This is a genomic window from Photobacterium obscurum, assembly GCF_026191635.1.
In the GTDB taxonomy this organism is placed as follows: Bacteria; Pseudomonadota; Gammaproteobacteria; order Enterobacterales; family Vibrionaceae; genus Photobacterium; species Photobacterium obscurum.
Genome location: NZ_JAKRRW010000017.1, coordinates 23,386 through 42,739, shown reverse-complemented (window position 1 = coordinate 42,739; position 19,354 = coordinate 23,386). Strand labels below are relative to the sequence as shown.

The window sequence follows — 19,354 nt, the reverse complement described above, 5'->3', positions numbered from 1 at the left end:
TATGCTGGTTAAGTTGGCCTGGCGTAACTTATGGCGCAATAAATTACGAACCGGCATCATGCTTAGTGCCATGATATTTGGACTGATTGGTGTTGTCAGCATGATGGGTTTTCTCACCGGCATGTATGGCAGCATGATCCATAACGCGATAGCCTGGCAAACGAGCCATATTCAGGTACACAACACCCGCTATCTCAATAACCCCGACATCAATTCAACCATTGTGAATGCTAAGGCAATAATCGACAGAATTCAGCAGCAGCCTGGTGTTATTGCCTGGTCTCCGCGCTTTCTAGCCGATGGCATGGTAGCGTCGGCGCGGAGTAGCCGCGGAGTAAGGATAAATGGTATCGACTTGGCGTCAGAAGCGCAGGTAACCCCGTTGGCCAGTAGTATCAAGCAAGGCGAGTGGTTGTCGTTAGAGGGGCGAAATCCGGTATTAGTGTCAGGTAAAATCGCTGAGCGGTTACGGCTGAAGGTTGGGTCTAAAGTGGTGCTGACTTTTACCAATGCTAGCGGTGATGTAACGGGTGCTGCATTTCGGGTACGCGGAATATTTAAAACCCCATCGTCGGGTTTTGACGAGGGCAATGTATTTGTCAGGCGTGCCGATCTTATGGCATTGGCCGGTATTGGCGGTGTTCATGAAATAGCGGTATTGCTTGATGACGATAATGCAGCCTTTGCGCTCAGTGATAAATTACAAGGCCTGACATCAGAGAAAAATACCGTCCGTGACTGGCAGCAGGTACAGCCAATGCTGGCATCGATCATTAACCAGATGGGGACCAGTAATGCAATTATGCTCGGTATTTTTGTGGCGGCCCTGGGTTTTGGGATCGTCAATATCATGCTGATGTCGGTATTCGAGCGTACTCGTGAATTTGGGGTATTGATGGCTGTGGGTATGCAGAAACACAAGGTATTTCTGCTGATCATGCTGGAGACGACATGGCTCGGAACGACAGGGGCATCATTAGGAATATTAGGCGGTGTCGGGCTAATGCACATGCTACAGCAAACGGGTATTCCCCTTGGCACCATGGCTGAAGGGTTAGGAGCCTTTGGTGTCGATACCATCTTATACCCAATAGTTTCCATGAGTGATTATCAAATGATTTTTATGACTGTGGTTGCTGCGAGCATGCTGGCTGCACTCTATCCGGCGCGCCAGATCCTCAAGCAGCGCCCGGTTGATGCTATGGCGGAGAAACATTAATCATGACGATTCAAACCAGCCAACTGTGTAAGACCTATAACCAGGACTCGGACTATCCGGTCCATGCGGTGAAAAACCTCGATTTAACCATTGAGCAGGGGGAATTTGTTGCTGTAATGGGACCGTCAGGCTCTGGTAAAACCACCTTGCTGAACATGCTCGGTGGGATCGATCAGCCATCATCCGGTGAAGTTCGTATTGATGATTGCGATATTTGCGAATTAAAAGAAAAAGAGCTAATCGCTTTTCGCCGTGATCATATTGGTTTTATTTTTCAGGACTATAGCTTGCTGCCGGTCTTAACTGCATTGGAAAATGTCGAATTCGTCATGCAGTTGCAAGGGCACAGCGAAAAGGAGTGCCGGCAAAGAGCCAGCGCGCTACTGACACAAGTTGGTCTGGCTGATCAGCAGCATAAGATCCCGGCCAAACTCTCTGGCGGTCAGCAACAGCGGGTAGCAGTAGCACGTGCCCTGGCCCCGCGGCCTCGTTTTGTGATGGCCGATGAACCCACCGCCAATCTTGATGCGCAGAGTACCGCAGAGCTGCTTGATATTATGCAGCAATTAAATGAAAAAGAAGGCACGACGTTTATTTTTTCCACCCATGATCCTAGGGTGATCAAACGGGCCCGACGGGTCATTGTATTTGAAGACGGTGAACTGAAGGAGGATCGTCGCCAGTGAAGACAAACACCTTGATTGCAGGTGTCTTCGTTAGCCAATTAAGCTTTTCGGTGCTGGCACAGATCCCTGGACTGGAACCCGAAAAAAACTGGGATTTGAACGGTTACGTGAAATACATGGCGACCGGCATTTTTCCTGATGAACAAAATAATGGCCTTGATCACCTGGTACACCAGCGCTTCAATTTCGAGTATCGGTTTAGCAGTGATGTTCGTTTTAATCTCGGGATGAGAAATCGTCTATTGTTCGGTGATACCGCCGAAACACCAGGTTATGGCAAGCTGATTGGTTTTGACCCCGGCTATATGGACTTGTCTACTAATTGGTTGGACAAGAACGGAGTTGTCGGTAATTCCCAGCTCGATCGGATCTATCTTGACTGGCAGAAACAGGATTGGCAATTGCGTGCCGGCCGATTCAGGATCAACTGGGCGATGACGACATTATGGAATCCCAACGACATCTTTAACTCTTATTCTATTTATGATTTTGACTATGAAGAGCGGTCAGGAAGTGATGCTGTAATGGTGAGCCGAAAGCTTGGTTTTGCCAGTTCAGTTGACGTCGTTTATAACCCGAGCCAAGACAGCGAGCTGGAAAGTTATGCCGGGCGCTATCTCTTCAATCGTCAGGGCTGGGATATGCAGTTGCTTGTGGGAAAATCGGGGCTAGATCGAGTTATTGGTGCCGGGTTTGCCGGGGATATCAAAGGAGCCGGTTTCCGAGGCGAGTTCAGTTGGTTTGATCCGGTGCGAGATGATTGGCAGGGCGAAGAACTGGAGTCATCGTCAGTAGCCAGCGTAGAGGTTGATTACAGTTTTGGCGGCAAGCGAAACTGGATGGCACGCGCGGCGCTGCTGCATATATCAAATCCTCAAGAGCCGCAAAGTGCATTGCTATTTCTGAATCTTCCGCTGACAGCTCGCACACTGAGTTTCACCAATCTGACGTGGTATGCCGATGCCAGCTTTGATATATCCTCATTGAGCCGGCTGACATTCTCTAGCACCTACTATGATGACGGTTCATTTTTCCTTGGGGCGAGCAATAGCTATTCACTGGCAGATGAATGGCAGTTGTTAGCGGTTTTGCAGCGTTTCGATGGCGATAGTGAGAGCTTGTTCGGGCAAACGGCCAGTACTTTGGCCTTTTTGCAGCTGAAGTGGAGCTTTTAGGGGGTAAACAAAGCTCCTAGTTCATGGTTCATAGAATCTAATCCAGACACAATGAACCAGGAGCTCGTTATCTGTGTTTAAGCCATATTGTGGCTCTGGCCGCCGGCATCTTTGAGCCAGTTGTGCAGGTGAGTTTGCAGATCACCAAGTTGGTCCGGGCCGATAATTGCCAGCCCCAAATCTTGGGCGCGGACTAAATCATGGTGGCGCAATGGTCGGAAGCTAACCAGCATAGCGCGTGCCTGCAGGCCACCAAGTAAGTCTCGCAGCGATTCCAGCTTGTACAGTGTATCATCACCATCGTCACGCATGCCTTTGGTCTTGCACTCAATGATGTGAAGCTTGTTATTGACCACCGTTGCGACATCCAGTTCGTTGCGAACTTCACGTTCACCAATTTTACGGTAGACCTGAACCCCCAAGGAGTGATCCTGAATAGTTGGCAATTCGCTCTGAATTGCACGTACCGTACTGTGAACGAGATTTTCTAGCCACTCACCATTGGCAAAGCGCCGCGCTTCTTCGTGTTTGAAAGTCAGTACGCCGTTTTGGTAGGTAGCAAGACCGGTTTCTTCAAGGTCTGACAGCAGCATACCGAGCTCTTTGTAGCCTTGCTGCTTTTCACTGAGCGCAACATCCAGTTTTTGCTCTTTGCGGCAGGTGGTTGCCAAGTAGTTCAGGGTGGCTAGGCCCGGGCCGAGTTCCAGTGCCGAACTTGCCCAGCGTTGCCCGAGTTCCCACAATTGATCGTTGAGCGATTCTGGCACAGTGGTTTCCGGCAACTCACAGCGTGCACCAAAAATAGTGAGGTAGTCAGTGAGTTGAATACGGTCTTCGACTTGCTGTTGCTCACGGTCTGATGGATATAGCCAGCACATTTCGTCACTGAACGGTTCGATCACGTAAATCGGCCAATGGTAAGTACGGAAAACTTCATAGGCAGAAAGAAGACGGTGGCGCAGGCCACAACTGGCATTAAACCAGACTTCGGATTGCTGTTGCTTTAGCTGTGCGGCGAGTTCATTAAGACGGTTGCGGATTGATGAAATATTGATTGAGTCAGAAATGACGAAGAACTCGGCTTGAATATTTCTCGGAATAAGAATCGAAGCCAGGCGATCATATTGCTCCCGTTGCGACTCAGTACCGATAAAAATCATTTTATCAGCGGGAATACCATGGTCGAGCAAGGGGGTTATGAGTCTTACCGGATCCTGATCGATAATGCCAACGTGAGTAATCATAATCATCCTTATGCTTTTACTCGTGTGGGCACATTAAAATGGGAAAGCAAAAGAATAAGCCGACACGATTGATAGCAATTTATAGCTTTAATTATTTTTTGATAATACCAAACAGACATTGTTCGGTTTGATACCAGATATGGGGGCAGTTAATTGAAAATTCAAGTCACTACTGCCATTGGGCTCAATTTATCTGATTTCGCTCCAAGTTATGTCTGCTTACTGTAAGTATTTGTCATTAATCGTTAGTTTGTCATTATTTTGATTGCGGGGGTATTCGACGCAATTTAGCTATAGTTGAAAGTGATTTTGATATTGCAGTGCTGAAAATGATTGAAATCCTGAGCCTGACAGTGACAATAGGGAAGATTGTATTAGCCAGTATTGATTTATGACTCAAAAGCTCACTATTTTAGATATTGCGAAATTAGCCGGCGTTGGAAAATCAACGGTCTCTCGGGTTTTAACCAATGACCCAAAAGTGAAGCCTGAAACCCGTGAAAAGGTTGAGCAGGTGATCCGGGAGTCGGGCTATGTGCCTTCAAAATCAGCTCAGGCCATGCGCGGAGGAAGTGCAAAAGTGGTTGGGATCATTCTTTCTCGCCTGGACTCGCCTTCGGAGAATAAAGCGGTCAGTGGGATCTTGGAAGTGATATATCAGGCTGGTTACGATGCCGTTATCATGGAAAGTCAGTTCAGTGCCGAGAAAACCAATGAACATCTTGCCGTGTTGCAAAAGCGTAATGTTGATGGGGTGATAGTATTTGGTTTCTCTGGCTGTGACATACAGGCTGTTGAATCTCTCGAGCATAAAGCTGTCGTCATTGCGGTCGATACCGACAGAGTTTCGTCTGTGGGTTATGACAATGCCGGTATTATCGAGTTGGCGATGAACCGGTTTATTGAGCAGGATAAGCGTCAGATCAGCTATGTTGGTGTTGACCCGAGTGATAAAACAACAGGTTTAATGCGTTTAAATGCCTATAAAGCGTGTTGCGAGCAGGCAAGTATCGAACCGCGCTACAGGACAGGCCAGCTTAGCCATGAAAGTGCCTATCAGTTAACTGATGAGCTGATTCACTCCGATACCCAAGCCATTGTATGTGCCAGTGATACCCTGGCAATGGGGGTTGCCAAACGGCTTCAGGAGCTTAATCGTACCGATATTCAGGTTTCTGGTGTCGGAGCCACCGATCTCCTTTCATTTATTTTTCCCAATACCTTCAGTATCGATCCCGGTTATTATCAGGCTGGGCGTGCTTCTGCCAACTTGCTTATTCAGCAATTGAGTGGCCAGCAGACGATTACTCACCTAACCCAACAGGCGAGCTTGCAGTAAGCGTTCTAAGATCATTTTATAGGCAATTGCCAGCACATTAAACAACCAGACAGTGTGAACTGATTCACGCTATGGGAATGTTCCCATTTATTTATCGCTTTGGGTTTGCCATGATTTGTGTCGCAGAGTGGGAACATTCCCACAAACAGAAAACGATAACGACATTCCCTATTAAATACAAACATGGACATCGGCATGAGTAAGATTAATCGACAGCATATCGAGAGCCTGGTGGAACTAATCGGTGGCAGTGACAACATTGCTAGCGTCAGCCACTGCTTGACCCGCCTGCGTTTTGTTCTTAGCGATACTGACAAGGCTAACGTCAAAGAGATTGAAAACATTCCAATGGTGAAAGGGTGTTTCACCAATGCTGGCCAATTTCAGGTTGTGATCGGCACGGAAGTTGATGAAGTATATAAAGTTTTAACTGAGATGACCGGCAGTGCCGGTGCCAGTAAAGAAGAAGCCAAGGTCGCTGCCCGCCAGAATATGAGTTTGCTTGAGCGTGGAATCTCACATCTTGCCGAAATTTTTGTTCCATTGCTTCCTGCCATTATTACCGGTGGTCTGATTCTTGGTTTCCGTAATGTCATCGGTGATATCCGGATGTTTGACGGCCAGACACTGACAGAAATCAGTCAGTTCTGGGCGACGGTTCATTCTTTCCTCTGGTTGATTGGTGAAGCGATTTTCTTCTTCCTGCCGGTGGGTGTGTGCTGGTCGACAGTGAAGAAACTTGGCGGGACGCCTATTTTAGGTATTGTGCTGGGGGTCACTCTGGTATCACCGCAATTAATGAATGCCTACCTGATTGGTCAGCAAGTTCCGGAAACCTGGGATTTTGGTTTGTTTGTGATTGAAAAGGTTGGTTATCAGGCCCAGGTTATTCCTGCGATGCTGGCCGGTATTGCGCTGGCGTTGATTGAAACCAACTTGAAACGCATTATTCCGGCTTACCTGTATCTGGTCATTGTCCCGTTTGTATCAATTATTCTGTCAGTAATCCTTGCCCACGCATTTATTGGTCCATTCGGCCGTATGCTCGGTGACGCGGTTGGTTATGCAGCCAAAGTCGCGATGACTGGTGATTTTGCAATCCTTGGTGCGATGGTTTTTGGCTTCCTGTATGCACCTTTGGTCATTACCGGTGTTCACCACACAACCAATGCCATCGATCTTCAGTTGATGCAGGACATGGGCGGAACGCCAATCTGGCCGTTGATCGCACTATCAAATATTGCCCAGGCATCGGCAGTCGTCGGCATTATCTGGATCAGTAAAAAAGACAACGAGCGTGAAATCTCAGTTCCAGCTGCAATTTCTGCCTACCTAGGGGTAACAGAGCCTGCGATGTACGGGATCAACCTCAAGTATAAGTTCCCGATGCTGAGCGCCATGATTGGTTCTGCTATTGCTGCGGCTATCTGCGGTAGCGCGGGAGTAATGGCAAATGGTATTGGTGTGGGTGGTCTGCCGGGGATCCTGTCAATTCAACCTCAATACTGGATGGTTTATCTGATTGCGATGCTGGTGGCTATCATTGTACCAATTGCCATGACCTTGGTGATGTACAAGCGAGCACAGGCTAAAGGCGAGATCGAGCAATCCCCTCAAACTGCTTAACAAGCAACTATATCCAACGAGATAAGAATGCTCGCTGAATGGCAACATCTTTTTCTCGATGGGTATTATCAGGTCGCCGTCATCATTCGGCGGCCTTATCAAAATTCAACAAAATATCAGGCTAGACACGATGAAAGAGCAATTTGAGTGGTGGCGTACGGCGACTATTTACCAGATTTATCCTAAAAGCTTTTGTGATAGCGGAAGTCAGGGTACGGGCGATATTAAAGGGATTATTTCAAAGCTCGATTATCTGAAAACACTTGGTGTTGATGCGCTTTGGCTGACGCCTGTGTACTGCTCGCCGATGATCGATAATGGCTATGACATTTCGGATTATTACAATATTAACCCTGAATTCGGCACGATGGCTGATTTTGAGCAGTTGTTAGCACAGGCGCATCAGAGAGGGATCCGGATTGTTATGGATATCGTGGTTAACCATACCTCGACCGAACATGCCTGGTTCCAGTCAGCGCTGGGTGACAAAAATAGCCCGTACCGTGATTACTATATCTGGAAAGACCCGGTCGATGGCGCTGAGCCGACTAACTGGCAGTCGAAGTTTGGCGGAAATGCCTGGGAGCTGGATGAATCAACCGGTCAATATTACCTTCATTTGTTTGCCAAAGAGCAGGCTGATCTGAATTGGGAAAACCCAAAGGTCCGTCAGGAAGTCAAAGAAGTGATCAGCTTCTGGGCCGAGAAAGGGGTCGATGGTTTCCGCTTGGATGTGATAAACCTGATTTCAAAGCAGCAAGACTTTCCGAACGACTGCCTGGGCGATGGCCGTCGCTTTTATACCGATGGGCCACGGGTGCATGAATACCTGCAGGAAATTAGTGAGGCGGCATTCAAGAAGTACGGCTCTGTGACTGTCGGAGAGATGTCTTCAACTACCTTGGAGCACTGTCAGCAGTATTCCTCACTTGATGCGAAAGAGCTGTCGATGGTGTTTAACTTTCACCATTTGAAGGTTGATTATCCTAACGGCGAGAAGTGGACCAAGGCACCGTTTGACTTTCATCAGCTAAAACAGATTTTCAATCACTGGCAGCAAGGGCTCAACGGCAAAGGCTGGGGCGCTTTGTTCTGGTGTAACCACGATCAGCCTCGCGTTGTTAGCCGTCTTGGAGATGATCAGCAATACCGTGTTGAGTCGGCCAAAATGTTGGCGACCTCGGTACATATGCTGCAGGGCACACCGTATGTGTACCAGGGCGAAGAGATTGGGATGACCAATCCAGGCTATACCTCGATTGAGCAGTACCGTGATGTCGAGAGCACCAATATGTACGACATCATGGTGAACCAGCATGGTGTAAGCGAGCAGGATATGCTGGCGATTTTGGCTCAGAAGTCCCGTGATAACTCAAGAACGCCGATGCAATGGAATGACAGCCAATATGCTGGTTTCTCGAAAGCACAGCCTTGGTTGGATGTCGCTGAAAACTATCCGGAAGTGAATGCTGAAAAAGCCGTTGCCGATGACAATTCAGTTTTTCATTTCTACCGACAGCTGATTGCGCTACGCAAAGACATAGAGGTGATCACTACTGGCGATTACACCGATTTAATGCCGGACCACGACAGTCTCTTCTGCTATAAGCGCGAGTCACAATCGCAGGTTTTGGTTTGTATCAATAACTATTATGGCGAAGCGGTTGAGTGCTTTTTGCCGAAAACCATTGCGGTCGAGCAGGGTGAGTATGTGCTGTCAAACTACGCGGGTGTAAGCGAACAAACTCCGTCGCACTGTTTTGTTTTGCAACCTTATGAAACCCGAGTATTGCTGATTAATCGTTAATGGCAGCAAGCAGTGTTGACAGGGATTAGGTAATGAATGCTGAAGCAATGACGTGGCTTAACAGGCCAAAACAATTTTCGGTGAACGACGGGGAACTGACAATCGTGACCGAACCTGAAACGGATTTCTGGCAGCGCAGTTATTATGGTTTTCAAAACGAAAATGCCCCGGCGCTGCTGGCGACCATTGACGAGAATTTTACCCTGTCGGTCAGAGTTCGCTTTGAATACAAAATGCGTTTTGACCAGGCTGGGATCGTCATATATCTCAACAAGGACAACTGGTTCAAGGCATCTATTGAGTATGAAAATTCAGACTTGTCGCGGTTAGGCAGTGTTGTGACAAACTTTGGCTATTCAGACTGGGCGAGTAATGATATTGCATCGGTGAATGAGGTGTGGTTTAGACTCAGTCGCCGTGGACCGGATTTCCTGATTGAATCGTCGTTGGACGGCAGGAATTATCAGCAGATGCGTGTGTTTCATCTTCATCTGTTGGGGGAAACGAAACGGGAGATGGGGTGGGTGGATCCCCCGCCACCGGCTTCATTACCTATCAGCGTGGGCTATTATGCCTGTAGTCCGCAGGATTCAAGTTTTGTAGCACGGTTTGACGATATCAAGTTGGGGTTATGCAGTTGGCCTGCTAACGGGTCAACGTGAAGAATAAAAAAGAGCGCGTTGTGCGCTCTTTTTTTGTATCCAGATTCGGCAATTACGGAGTAGGAACCTGTGAGGCTAATAGCCAAATCGCCAGAACAAAGAATATTAACCCCATAAACTTGTGCTGGTTGGTTCTGAACTTCTCGTTCTTTAGCAGCGGTTGACCCAGGCTACCTACCATGGTGACAAGAAACAGGTTGAAGAGTAACCCTAGTACGTTAAGCAGCAAGCCTAGTACTAACATTTGCTCGCCAGACGTTGCTGTAACCTGGGCGGAGACAAATTGTGGCAGGAACAGCACGAAGAAAATCAGTGCTTTGGGGTTCAGTAAGTTACTGATTACCGCACGGCGGTAAAGCGTCATTGCCAGACCGGAAGCCTGTTCGACATCAGGTGCATCGGCCGGTTTGGTCCGCATGCAGTCCCAGCCCATTTTTAGCAGGTAGGCCCCGCCTAAAAGGCGCAGTATTTGCAGCGCTAGCGGGTTGACAGCGATTAGTGCTGATACGCCCATAGCCGCAAGAATTGTTAACACCACTCCCGATGTTGCATTCCCCAAGCTGGCGAAAACACCGACCTTTTTGCCGTAGCTCAAACTTGAGCTGGCAATTAATAACATATCTGGCCCGGGGATCAGTAAAAGGGCAACTACAGCGGTTAGGTAAACCGGAAGAATGGAGAAATCGATCATTGTTACAGTGCTGTTCAGAAATTAGGGCTGGATTCTATATCTAAATCCAGCTCAATTGAACATTAAATTGCGTCAACGTGGTTAAATTTTCTGCACCTCTTATTGTTGGTGGTTTTTTAATCTAATTCGACGAAGGCTGAGTGTTCTTATCTCTTGGCTGTGATGCTAGCCCTGACAAATGCCGTCTATACCTGCAGTTATTGACTGGTATCGGGTGTGAGCCAAGCCGCAAAATGACTTCCTGAACACCGTTCACCTTGTTGATGTTTAATCAATTTCATATTATGTCAGGATAGCTGGGCTTTGTTGTATTTGTTTTATTGATTGTGGTGTCTGTGAATGACTGCTTTTCTTGATGTTTTGATGTCTTATCCGGTAATTGTCTTTTCAGTGCCATTCTGCTTATTTTTTGCATTAATGCTGATTGATCTGATTTTTGATTTATCAGACGGGAGCTTGGGGGATGCCGAAGGGGTTGAACTCGATTCTGCCTGGTCAGCCAAGTTATTTTTGCCGCCTATCGTTTCGCAAGTGCCTTTGCCCGTAGCGCTTACCGTCAGCACATTTGTCGCGATGGTGATGACTTACTACCTACAGCAGTTTCTGTTCGGTGTATTGGGTGGCATTATTTTTTATGCGGTCACTGCCGTTGCCTTACTGGTGATTTTTTATCTCTCGCTGCATATCGCGGCATTTTTGCTAAAGCCGTTGGGCCCGGTATTCAATGCCAAGAATGCCTTTGCCAAGATTAATTTTGAGGGGATGAGGGCTGTGGTCAGAAGTAGCCAGATCTCTAAGCAGTACGGCGAGGTTGTTATTCGCCAAGGGGCTAATGAAATCCAGCTGGATGTTTATAGCGAGGAAGAGAATGACATTCAATATGGCGATGAAGTCGTCATCATTTCTAAGCATCCTGATCAGGATAAATACCTCGTTACCAAGATTTAAATTCTCTCGTCATTGACGTTTCGACGACGTAGTTAACTTAAATACTAAGTTAACTAAGAGTCACACTATTCTATTTTGTTTACAAAGGAGTTGTACGATGGTTTTGTCTCCAACCATGATATTTATTTTTGCTGGCATTGGAATCGCTTTGGTGATTTTAATGTTTTTGACAGCACGTTACCGCAAAGTGCGTAATGAAGGGGAAGCATTAATTATCAATGGTATTGATCGTACTCGTGCATCTCTAACGGGTACCTTCGTCTGGCCGGTGGTTAATCGTGCCGAATATATGGATATTACCCGGAAAAAGATTTCGGTAATTCGCAGCGGACGAAAGGATCAGGAAGGTGAGGAATACGAAGGTCTGCACTGCAAAGATAATATTCGTGCTGACTTAAAGGTGGATTTTTATATTGGTGTCAACCATGAAGAAGACGACATCATTAGAGTTGCCAAGCTATTTACGACAATTGGGGCATCAAACCCAGATCGTCTAAAGGAACACTTCCAGCCTAAGTTTTCTGAAGCATTGAAAACAGCCGTCAAGCAGTTCAACTTTGAAGAGTTGCTTACCAATCGCCGTGCCTTTAGGGATGCTGTTGTCACCGTGATCGGCAGCGAGATGGACGGATTTAAAATTTATGATGTGGTTATCGATAAGGTCGATCAGACAGCCCTTGATGCGCACGATCCGGATAATATTTTGGATGTTGAAGGGATCCGTAAGATCTCGTCGATCACGTCAGTTAAAAATACTGAGACCAATGCGATCCGCCAGGATGAGCAAACGTCGATTAAAAAGAAAAATGTTGAAGCCGAGGCAAACCGCCTGCAGTTAGACAAGCAGGAAAAAGAGAGTATTGCCCGTACCCAGCGCGAAGTGGATATTATTAAGGCCCAGGAACATGCACTGGCCGAGGAAAAGCGCCAGGAATATGAGCGTATTACTCGATTGGCACAGCTTGAAACTGAAGAAGAAGTGTCGAAGAAAAAAGAAAGTGTCGACATGGAAGTTGAAATGACGCGAATTGCCAATCAGCGTCAGGTGGCTATTCAGCAGGAAGAGCTAAACCGTGCTGTCGAGACGGAAAAGGTAAGAACGGAAACGGAAGTCGCACAAAAAGAAATGGACAAAGAAACGACCGTGGAAGAGGCATTGAAGTCGGTCGCGGAAACTCGTTCTCAGCGCGTTGAAATTGAACGTAAGATTGCACGCGAAGAGGAAGAAACTGAAAACTTGCGTGTTACCGAGCAAGTGAACCGTCAGAAAAAAGTGCGGATGGTAGAGGCTGAATCCGAAGCGGAAGCGAAACAGCTTGAGCTTATCGTGGCAGCGAAAGCGGAAAAAGAAGCCGCCAAAGAGAAGGCAGATACCCTGCTGATCGAGAATGAAGCAGAAATTAAGATCCGAACCCGCGATGCTGAGAACGAGCTAGCGGTCAAGACGCGTATTGCTGAGGCTGAATACGCGGTAAAAGCCAAGGAAGCAGAAGCTGATTACATTGCCAAAGAGAAAGCAGCTGAAGCTGAATACATTAAGCAAGAGCGTGATGCGGCGGCGAAAGAGCGTATGGCGCAGGCTGAGAAAGAGCATATCAGTGCAACTGGCCTAGCTTCCGTGGAAGTTGACCGCGAGCGCGCTGTAGCGATTAAAGAAACTGGCGAAGCACAAGCCTTTGCACTGCAGTCGGCAGGCGAAGCGGAAGCCGAAGCACTGCGTGCCAAAGGGCTGGCGGAAGCTGAAGCGCAGACTGCCCGCTTTGAAGCGGCTCGTCAGTATGATGATCAAACCCGCGAGCACGACAAGTGGGTAATGCAGCTGCAGCAGCAGAAAGAGCTGGAGATTGCCCGTATCACTGCTCAGCAGGAAGTTTCATCTGAGAGTGCGAAAGCCTTGGCTCAGGCCTTGGCTGCTGCCGACATCAAGCTGTTCGGTGGTGAAGGTATGGAACAAATCCGTCGTACCGTTATCGATTCAGCGGCTCTGGACAACCGCTTCACCGAATCTGAAGTCTTGTCCCCTCTGGTGAGCGAATATATGAACGGTGGCCGAAGCTTGCCGCAAGACTTGAAAGATATTCTGGAAAATACCGATCTTAAATCGAATGATATCAGTAATATCGCGATTGCTAATTTGCTTAATTCAGCAAAGAGTCCCTCTGATCTGGTAACCGCATTGAAAAAGACCCTATCAGGTAGTGCTGATAGCGCTGGTGATAGTTCCTTCGATAGCTAGTCGATCGACAATATTCCCCTCACGTTGAGATGTGAGGGGGTATTCAAAGACACAGCCTGCTCTTAATGAGTAGCTTTCAAGAACCAGCTTTCAAGGATTGGGTAAAGTGACAGAACCAACTGATAACGCGATTGACAAAGCGGTTAGTGAGGCTGGGGCTTATGAGGTTCTCAAGTCCCGGCTTTCGCAGCAAGGCGAAAGCCTAAAAGACCTGGCTCAGGCGTTTAACACGAAACGGCAGGAAACGTTTGGCGGCAGTGAATTTGCGCTGACCGGCAAAGCCAATGTTCAGACCGATACGCGCAGTATTCCGGTGGATATGGCGCAGGTGAATGGCCAGCTTTTGTTTGGCTATCAAGTGTATATGGGATTAAAAACCGCACCGGCGCTGAGTGATGTTTTTGGCCTGTATAACCTGTCTGAAAATGATGATACATATCGGATAGAGCCATTAGGGCTAGACAACTCATTTTTAAGCGATCCCCAGTTTAACCATGAGTTTACCGAGCTCTTTACCTACTATAAAGATGCTCGCCTGTCGCAAATTTCCCGCCATGAAAATATGCTGTATCTGGCATTTCAAATCGGTATGCGGGCGGAGGATCGAAAAGTCTTCAGGTTTGAGATCCGCCATGATGGGGTGCGATACCTTGATGCCAATGGACAACAGGCACTAACTGCCGCGTTGCAGCATGATTTTGAGTGGACCGATACGACTCGTGATAATCATATAAGCGGTGAGCACCCGCATGTATCGGTGAAAGACCGTTTGTTTGTCGAGTGTGTGGGGGGCGATCTGACAATCAAGGTCGAAAATAACACCGCTCAAGGGCAGGGCATTTATGCCGAACCTGTGGACGATGCCTACCAGACCATCGCTGACGCTGAGATTGCCTATGCCGAGGTGGGCGAACTCATTGTTCTGAAGGTACTGCCCAACCGGGAAAAAGATTACCGCTATTTTATCTATAATCCCCTTAACCAGCAGGTCGTCAGGGCCGATGCGATTGGCATCAGCGCCAAGGCGCTGCCGGAAGATCACGGTATCCTGTACTCGCATGGCTATGTACTGACCAACGGTGAAACCAAGCAGTTTGACGAGTACTGGCAGGGGCTGCGCTTCTTCAAGCATGTCAGCTCGCCCAATGGTGAAGATCTTCTCTATTTCTTTTTTGACGTCGAGCGCGGTTCGTACGTTCTCTATACTTACAACCTGATTGAAAAAGCCTTCTCGTCACCAATGCATAGCCATGGATATAGCGTCTATCCCGATGGCAGGATGTTGATGTTCAAGGTCTCGGAAAATGCCGAGGCGTCGACTATTCACCCGCTTCGCATCTGGCAAACACCTTTTACCGATGTTGAGCATTATGCCCAGAAAAACCGGCCCGGAGCGGATCCGTTTCTGGTTAACCTGGGGAATGCCGAGCTGGTACGAGCCCTTTCTTCGCTCTTGTCAATTTGTCAGCTGGCACAGGCTGATGACGTCAGTCAGGCGGCCTATGAATCGCTGCTCAAAACATGTCAGACAACGCTGGATCACTATCACTGGCTGAAGCATACGGCTGCTATTGGACTTGGCGAGGCCGTTAATCAGTTGATGGCGACGGCCGATCGCATCATTGATGAGTTTGCTAAAGTGCGCCAACTACAGCTTCATGCCGAGAAAGCACTAGAGCAGCAGCAGACAGCAGTCAGCGACTTGGTCGGTATGCTGAAATTGGCCCCCCGTGATGAAGCGAATACCTTGTTGACATTACTGGCTCAGATTAAATCTGAAGTCGGTAATGTGATGGCCTTACGCCAGCACCGGTATATGCCAGAGCATTCCGTTGTGGCGATGCAGGAGCAACTCGATCATCAACGGCAAAGCTTGAATGAAATCCTTCTTGGCCTGTTGCAGGAAGAAAAAGCCTACCGTCCCTATAAGCAGGATATTGCTTCGATTGAAGATCAGCTGTTAACGATTGAGAAAACCGCTGAGTTGGCAACGTTGCAGCAGCGCGCCGATAAAGTTCGGGCACAATTGGCGCTGGTAACAGAAGAAGTGGCAGAGATCGAAACCGATGACCCGACCCAGGCAACCCGGATCCTCGATCTGACCACAGAAGTGACGGCCAAGCTTAATGCTATTTCGGCTCGCTTGAGACAGAAGCAGCAGGCATTGCGCGGTGATGAGGCCAAGGCGGAGTTTAGCTCCCAGTTCAAGTTACTGGCTCAGGCTGTCAATAGTGCGATGGAGCAGGCACAGACTCCGGAGCAGTGTGATGACCAACTGGCAAAGCTGATTGGTCAGCTGGAAAAACTAGAATCGCGCTTTGCCGATTTTGATGAGTTTCTGACCGAGATCTATGCCAAGCGCGATGAAATCCAGTCGACGCTGGAAGGGCACAAACAGCAACTGGTTACCGCCCAGCAGAGACGAATCCAAAACCTGAATCAGGCGGCTGATGTTACCTTCAAGAGTATCGAAAAGCGGGTGGCTCGGTTTGAGGATGTCGCGGCGCTGAACAGCTTTTTTGCTACCGACAATATGGTGCAGAAACTGCACCAGCTCTCTCAGTCTATTTGTGACTTGGGGGATAGTGTTAAAGCCGATGCGATTGATAGCCGGATCAAAGCAGCCCAGGATCAGGCGTTGCGTGCGTTGCGCGACAACAAAGATATTTTTGAACAGGGTGGCAAGGTGCTTCGCCTCGGCAAGCATAGGTTCAGTGTGAATCAGCAGGCGCTGGATCTTAGCCTAGTTGAGCATAGTGAGGCGCTCAGCCTGCATATTTCGGGCACGGAATACTATGAGCCAGTGACCGATCAGGCGTTCCTTGAACTACAGTCTTTTGCCAAGTTGGATGTCTCCTCGGAGACTGAGACAGTCTATCGCGCCGAGTATCTTGCCTACAGCCTGCTAAGAGCGGCCCAGCAACGCAAAGATGGCCTGGCGATAGATGACTTGCTGCAGGCGAGCAAAGGCGGTGTGCTGTTAAAGTTGATTCAGTCCTATGCAGCTCCCCGTTACCGCGAGGGCTACGTCAAAGGGGTCCATGACCACGATGCTGAGAAGGTACTGTCAGCATTGCTGCCATGCTATCAGCAGGCCGGATTGCTGCGCTTTGACCAGGCATCGCGGGCAAATGCTCTGTTGTGGCTGGTTACCACGCCGGATGATCAGGCAGAGCAATGGCGCAAGCAGGCAACCAATGCCATGTTGATGAAGCAGCACCTTTCTTCAGATACGGCCTTCGAGGCAATTAAGGCTTCGCTGGCTGACCAGATGCCCGAGAATGTTCCCTGCAGTCGTGAGCAAAGCGCTGATTACGCCATCCAGCTACTGGGGCAATCCGGATTGCAGGCTGATGTGAGCCGGGATGCGATCGAGCTGTGCGATGTCTATCTGTCATTTCGCCGTAGCTTAGGCTGGCAGCCGGAGAAGACGGTCGATGCCAGTAAATTTGCCGATCACTTGCAGTGGCTGAGCGCCTACGCCAAACACCAGCAGCAAGGGCTGGCATTTGTGACCGAAGCGGCAGCATTGGCCACTATCCGTGACAACAACCGGGTTAAGCTTCATGCCGTCGATTTTTCACTGCAGCTAACGGTAACTGGATTGTTGGGCGAGCACCCGCGGGTAAATGGCGGAGAGCTAGTCATTACCCTCGATGACTTCTTGCTTCGCTGTCAGCATCATGATTCTCATACCATTCCTCAGTACGATGCTTACCTGAAACAAAGAGCAGCATTGCTGGAAGTTGCTAAGAGGACTATTCGACTGAATGAGTTTAATCCTCGTCCGCTGACATCGTTTGTCCGTAACAAACTGATCAGCGAGAGCTACCTGCCGCTCATCGGTGACAATCTTGCGAAGCAGATGGGGGCATTGGGAGATAATAAGCGTACCGATTTGATGGGTATGTTGCTGCTTATCTCGCCACCGGGCTATGGTAAAACAACGCTGATTGAATATGTGGCCCACAAGCTGGGACTGGTTTTCATGAAGATCAATGGCCCGTCGATTGGCCACGAGGTAACATCGCTCGATCCCAAGGATGCACCTGATCAGAATGCTGCCCGGGAAGTTGAGAAAATAAACCTCGCCTTCGAAATGGGCAATAACGTCTTGCTGTACCTCGATGATATTCAGCATACCAACCCAGAGTTCCTGCAGAAGTTTATCTCGTTGTGTGATGGTACTCGACGGGTGGAAGGAAGCTGGAAAGGGGAAACCAAAACCTATGATATGCGCGGGAAGAAGTTTGCAGTTGTCATGGCCGGTAACCCGTATACCGAGTCTGGAGATGTGTTTAAAATCCCCGATATGCTGGCTAACCGCGCCGATATTTATAATTTGGGCGATATGCTCTCAGATCAGAAATCGGCCTTTGAGCTGTCGTTTATCGAAAACTCCCTTACTTCAAATGCTGTGCTTGCCCCGCTAGCTACTCGGGATCTCAATGATCTTTATCAGCTGATAGCGATGGCTAACGGCGAGAAGGTGGCGCTGAGTGATTTGGCGCACCCTTATTCAGCGACCGAAGCCAATGAAATTGTTGCGACACTTGAGAAATTGCTGAAGGTCCAGCGAACCGTACTTAAGGTTAACCAGCAATATATTGCCTCGGCTGCAACCGCTGACGAGTACCGTGTCGAGCCGCCATTTAAGTTGCAGGGTTCGTACCGCAATATGAATAAGCTGGGTGAGAAAATATCTGCCGTGATGACGGACGATGAGCTGCAAACATTGCTCCAGGATCACTATCAGGGAGAGGCGCAGACGTTAACCGCTGGAACTGAAGAGAACCTGCTGAAGCTGGCGGAGTTACGCGGGGAGATGACAGATGAGCAGCAGCAACGTTGGCAGCTGATCAAAGATGGCTATTGTCGCAAGCAGCAGGTCGGGGATTCTAATGATCGAGCCGGTCAGATGGTCCAGCAGATGGTGGCGTTGAATCAGAACTTGACCCAAGTGGCCCGGACTCTGACTTGTCGCTCTGATATGAATGTGGGTAAGGAGAGCGGCAATGACAAAGTTTGAGGTTCAGGATTTGCTCCTACAAAGCTTTGAAGACAGTAAGCTGGATAATTCTGAGCGCCGTTCGTTGGCTGAACTATTAGCGTCGGCGGAGTTGAAGGCTGATGAACTAGCATACTTGCGCAACCAGAGCTTTCAGTTGGTTCAAAAAACATTGAGAGAAGGCGGAGATGGCTTGTCGGCATTAAAGTGGCTTGAGCAAGTTATTAAGCAACTCGACAAAGCACGTGGCGGAGATTGCGTAGCGGTGGCAGAGTCTTGGTTTTCTCCGGGAAATAGTTGTTTAAACGGAATTAAGAATCAGCTTCGACAAGCCGTGAAATCCGTCGATATTTGCGTGTTTACGATCGCTGACGATTATCTGACCGAAGCGATTGTTGCAACATATAAACGTGGGGTGAGGGTCAGGATTATTACCGATAACGATAAGATTAATGATATTGGCAGTGATATTGAACACCTTTCCCGCCAGGGAATTGAGGTTAAAGTGGACGATACTCGCTATCACATGCACCACAAATTTGCGCTTTTTGATAATGAGCGACTGATTAATGGCAGCTTTAACTGGACCCGGAGCGCATCGCAATATAATTCGGAAGATTTAACATTGACCGATGATAAACGCCATGTTCAGGCATTTTCTCGCCATTTCGAGCAATTATGGCGCTCTTTCCCCAATTACAGTGAATAAGGAA

General features: G+C 48.4%; 13 protein-coding genes. 11 read left to right on the top strand and 2 right to left on the bottom strand.

Going from position 1 to position 19,354, the window contains the following annotated elements:
- Position 1: 1 nt before the first annotated feature.
- The 3 genes from MD588_RS18530 to MD588_RS18520 are packed head-to-tail and all read left to right on the top strand — an operon-like array spanning position 2 to position 3,080.
- On the top strand, positions 2–1,219 hold the full coding sequence (locus MD588_RS18530) for an ABC transporter permease (RefSeq protein WP_265699172.1): 1,218 nt from the start codon (positions 2–4) through the stop codon (positions 1,217–1,219).
- A gap of 2 nt (positions 1,220–1,221) precedes the next feature.
- Positions 1,222–1,905 carry an ABC transporter ATP-binding protein gene (locus MD588_RS18525; RefSeq protein ID WP_265699085.1) on the top strand — a complete coding sequence of 228 codons (684 nt, stop codon included), beginning with the start codon at positions 1,222–1,224 and terminating at the stop codon, positions 1,903–1,905.
- A complete protein-coding gene (locus MD588_RS18520; protein WP_265699084.1) occupies positions 1,902–3,080 on the top strand; it encodes a hypothetical protein in 1,179 nt (392 codons plus the stop codon). The genes MD588_RS18525 and MD588_RS18520 overlap by 4 nt, the downstream gene beginning before the upstream one ends.
- 77 nt (positions 3,081–3,157) lie before the next feature.
- Here MD588_RS18520 and MD588_RS18515 read toward each other — a convergent pair whose 3' ends face one another.
- Positions 3,158–4,324 carry a Card1-like endonuclease domain-containing protein gene (locus MD588_RS18515; protein ID WP_265699082.1) on the bottom strand — a complete coding sequence of 389 codons (1,167 nt, stop codon included), beginning with the start codon at positions 4,322–4,324 and terminating at the stop codon, positions 3,158–3,160.
- A gap of 391 nt (positions 4,325–4,715) precedes the next feature.
- Between MD588_RS18515 and treR the strand changes: the two genes are divergently transcribed.
- From treR to MD588_RS18495, 4 genes are all read left to right on the top strand, one after another.
- Positions 4,716–5,663, top strand: coding sequence for a trehalose operon repressor TreR (gene treR / locus MD588_RS18510; RefSeq protein ID WP_265699081.1), 948 nt, complete (start codon positions 4,716–4,718; stop codon positions 5,661–5,663).
- 195 nt (positions 5,664–5,858) lie between these two features.
- On the top strand, positions 5,859–7,289 hold the full coding sequence (treB, locus tag MD588_RS18505; protein ID WP_265699079.1) for a PTS trehalose transporter subunit IIBC: 1,431 nt from the start codon (positions 5,859–5,861) through the stop codon (positions 7,287–7,289).
- A 130-nt stretch (positions 7,290–7,419) separates the two neighbouring features.
- Complete coding sequence (gene treC / locus MD588_RS18500) at positions 7,420–9,096, top strand: alpha,alpha-phosphotrehalase (RefSeq protein ID WP_265699078.1); 1,677 nt, start codon at positions 7,420–7,422, stop codon at positions 9,094–9,096.
- A gap of 32 nt (positions 9,097–9,128) precedes the next feature.
- Entirely contained in the window at positions 9,129–9,758 is a 630-nt protein-coding gene (locus MD588_RS18495; protein WP_265699077.1) for a DUF1349 domain-containing protein, read from the top strand.
- Positions 9,759–9,810: 52 nt separating this feature from the next.
- Here the strand turns inward: MD588_RS18495 and MD588_RS18490 are convergent, their stop codons facing one another.
- Entirely contained in the window at positions 9,811–10,449 is a 639-nt protein-coding gene (locus MD588_RS18490; protein WP_265699076.1) for a LysE family translocator, read from the bottom strand.
- A gap of 339 nt (positions 10,450–10,788) precedes the next feature.
- Here MD588_RS18490 and MD588_RS18485 point away from each other — a divergent pair, with 339 nt between their 5' ends.
- The 4 genes from MD588_RS18485 (at position 10,789) to MD588_RS18470 (ending at position 19,350) form a co-directional block, all read left to right on the top strand.
- Positions 10,789–11,397 carry a DUF1449 domain-containing protein gene (locus MD588_RS18485; protein WP_265699074.1) on the top strand — a complete coding sequence of 203 codons (609 nt, stop codon included), beginning with the start codon at positions 10,789–10,791 and terminating at the stop codon, positions 11,395–11,397.
- A 160-nt stretch (positions 11,398–11,557) separates the two neighbouring features.
- A complete protein-coding gene (locus MD588_RS18480; protein WP_265699073.1) occupies positions 11,558–13,633 on the top strand; it encodes a flotillin family protein in 2,076 nt (691 codons plus the stop codon).
- A 106-nt stretch (positions 13,634–13,739) separates the two neighbouring features.
- Complete coding sequence (locus MD588_RS18475) at positions 13,740–18,662, top strand: DNA repair ATPase (protein ID WP_265699072.1); 4,923 nt, start codon at positions 13,740–13,742, stop codon at positions 18,660–18,662.
- On the top strand, positions 18,649–19,350 hold the full coding sequence (locus tag MD588_RS18470; protein ID WP_265699071.1) for a phospholipase D-like domain-containing protein: 702 nt from the start codon (positions 18,649–18,651) through the stop codon (positions 19,348–19,350). Before MD588_RS18475 ends, MD588_RS18470 begins: the two co-directional genes overlap by 14 nt.
- Positions 19,351–19,354: the final 4 nt, after the last annotated feature.